A 2,197-nucleotide genomic window follows, 5' to 3' on the forward strand; every position below is an offset into this window, starting at 1 on the left:
GTGAAAGCCGTGACGCACTACCAGAACCCCGATATTCTGGCCGAGATCAGCGAAGACCTCGGCGCACCGATGACGGGTATCAACATCGATGAGCTGATTCCAGAGGAGCGCCTGGCCTCGCGTGGCTGGTAACGCTGCTTTAAGCGTGGGCGTTCTGGCCCTTCAGGGAGCTTTCCGTGAGCATGTGCGGATGTTGCACTCACTCGGGGCGCAGGCCCGTGAAGTGCGGCTTCCCGGCGATCTGGAGGGGCTACAAGGCCTGATTCTTCCTGGCGGTGAGTCGACGACCATAAGCCGCCTGATGACCGATTACGCACTTTGGGACCCCGTGCGCCAGTTCGCGGCGGCGGGGGGAGGGGTTTGGGGCACCTGCGCGGGCGCGATCATGCTCGCGCGGACCATCGAAGGTGTCTCGCCGAATCTGGGCACTCAGCCGGGTCTGGAACTGCTCGACATCACGGTTCGGCGAAACGCCTTTGGCCGCCAGGTCGACTCTTTTGCCGTCCCGTTGGAGGTCAGGGGCCTAGACGGGCCGTTTCCAGCCGTGTTCATTCGTGCGCCTCTGATAGAGCGGGCTGGGCCAGAGGTTGAAGTGCTGGCGACCCAGGCGGGCGGCGCGGTGCTTGTGCGCCGGGGGCGCGTCATGGCGTCCTCGTTTCATCCGGAACTGACCACAGATTCCCGGCTGCATTCCCTGTTTCTGGCGGGCCTCTCCCAGCTGTAAAGCTAGATGCTCTAAAAGAAACAATAAATTCACGGGCAAGTTTAATCGTGAATCTTTTCACTTACTTAGCTTGTTTTAATGCCCGGTCAGTAGCCGGGCACAAAAGGCTTATTTCAGCGCAGCATTCATACCCAGCACATCGGGCACTTTAAGGCTCGCGCCGCCGACCAGCGCACCATTGACGTTTGGCTTACTGCAGATTTCGGCAATGTTCTCGGGCTTAACGCTGCCGCCATACAGAATACGGATGCTACCGGCCTTTGCGCCGTACTGTTGTTTCAGCGCCTCACGGATAGCAGCGGCCAGTTCCTCGGCGTCGTCGGCAGTCGCTGTTTTGCCGGTGCCGATGGCCCAGACCGGTTCGTAAGCCACGACCACCTCGGCCCCCACTCCGGCCAGGCTGCCTTCGAGCTGCCTAAGGGTAAAAGCCACCTGTTCGCCCTTTTCGCGCACATCGAGTTTTTCCCCCACACACACGATAGGCACCAGGCCGTTCGCCTGCGCCTGCTTCGCCTTGGCCGCCACCTGGGCATCCGTTTCCTGGTGGTAATCGCGGCGTTCGCTGTGGCCGATTACCACATAGGTCGCGCCGGTATCCTTGAGCATCGCCGCACTAATTTCACCCGTGTATGCGCCGGACTCGTGCTCGGACACGTCCTGACCACCGAACTCCACTCCGGCAGGCAGATTGGCTGCCAGGCTAGAGAGGTCCAGCGCCGGAGCCATAACAGCCAGCTCCACACCGTCTACGGGGACATACTTCTCCTTGAGTTCCTCGGCCCAGGCGCGGGCTTCGGTGGGGGTCTTGTTCATTTTCCAGTTGAGGGCAAGAAGGGTATTGGGCATGGATTCTCCTTTGAAAGGTTTATTGATAGGTCTATGAATTAAGCGGGCGCAAGCCCAGGCTTTGAGAAAAGCGCAGCAGGTAGCCGTCTGGGTCAAGCACTAAAAATTGCCGCACGCCCGTTTCTTGGTCGTTCACGCGGTACCACTTTTCTTCCAGCTCTACGAACAGCGGCCAGTTTGCGTTGTTTAGGCGGTCTACAACCGGTTGCACGTCGGGTACGGTGATTTCGAAGTTTAGCCCGCGCCCGAAGGGACGTTCCAGCGGCCCCGTTTCCCAGGTGGGCGTCTGCCCGATTTGGTCAAGCATGACATGGGCGTTGCCCAGCACGATATAGGCGAACCGTTCCTCCGGGCGCTCGTAGTCCACTGCGAAACCCAGCAGGTCAACCCAGAAGCGCAGGCTGGCCCCAAGGTTCGTGACTGCCAGTTCGGGCACAAGGTCAGGCAGGAACTCGGGGCCACTCACGCTTACTCCATCGCCTTGACGCCGGGAAGTTCCTTGCCTTCCAGCAGTTCTAAGCTGGCCCCGCCGCCCGTACTGATATGGTCGATTTCGCCTGCCTTGCCGCTCTTGTTGATGGCGCTTACACTGTCGCCGCCGCCGATCACCGTGTAAGCCTGCCCCTT

General features: G+C 60.3%; 4 protein-coding genes and 1 pseudogene. 2 read left to right on the top strand and 3 right to left on the bottom strand.

The features are described from left to right. Positions 1-132, top strand: a pseudogene (locus QZ269_RS12860) (pyridoxal 5'-phosphate synthase lyase subunit PdxS); the annotation flags it as partial. Further along, positions 122-724 (top strand): pyridoxal 5'-phosphate synthase glutaminase subunit PdxT, encoded by a 603-nt coding sequence (gene pdxT / locus QZ269_RS12865; protein ID WP_291427094.1) that lies wholly within the window; start codon positions 122-124, stop codon positions 722-724. The pseudogene QZ269_RS12860 and the gene pdxT, both read left to right, overlap by 11 nt. Positions 725-832: 108 nt before the next feature. On the opposite strand, the gene tpiA is transcribed toward pdxT, so the two are convergent. The 3 genes from tpiA to pgk form a co-directional block, all read right to left on the bottom strand. Beyond that, entirely contained in the window at positions 833-1,570 is a 738-nt protein-coding gene (gene tpiA, locus QZ269_RS12870) for a triose-phosphate isomerase (protein ID WP_291427095.1), read from the bottom strand. Between the two features lie 31 nt (positions 1,571-1,601). Then, the gene (locus tag QZ269_RS12875; RefSeq protein WP_291427096.1) at positions 1,602-2,036 is read right to left on the bottom strand and encodes a VOC family protein; all 435 of its coding nucleotides are present in this window, start codon (positions 2,034-2,036) and stop codon (positions 1,602-1,604) included. A gap of 2 nt (positions 2,037-2,038) precedes the next feature. Further along, on the bottom strand, positions 2,039-2,197 hold a 159-nt coding region (gene pgk / locus QZ269_RS12880), incomplete at its 5' end, for a phosphoglycerate kinase (RefSeq protein WP_291427097.1).

This window comes from Deinococcus sp. (assembly GCF_018260405.1).
Taxonomy (GTDB): Bacteria; Deinococcota; Deinococci; order Deinococcales; family Deinococcaceae; genus Deinococcus.

Coding starts and splice junctions, on each gene's coding strand:
- tpiA (WP_291427095.1), bottom strand. CDS start 1,570: ATGCCCAATACCCTTCTTGCCCTCAACTGGAAAATGAACAAGACCCCC.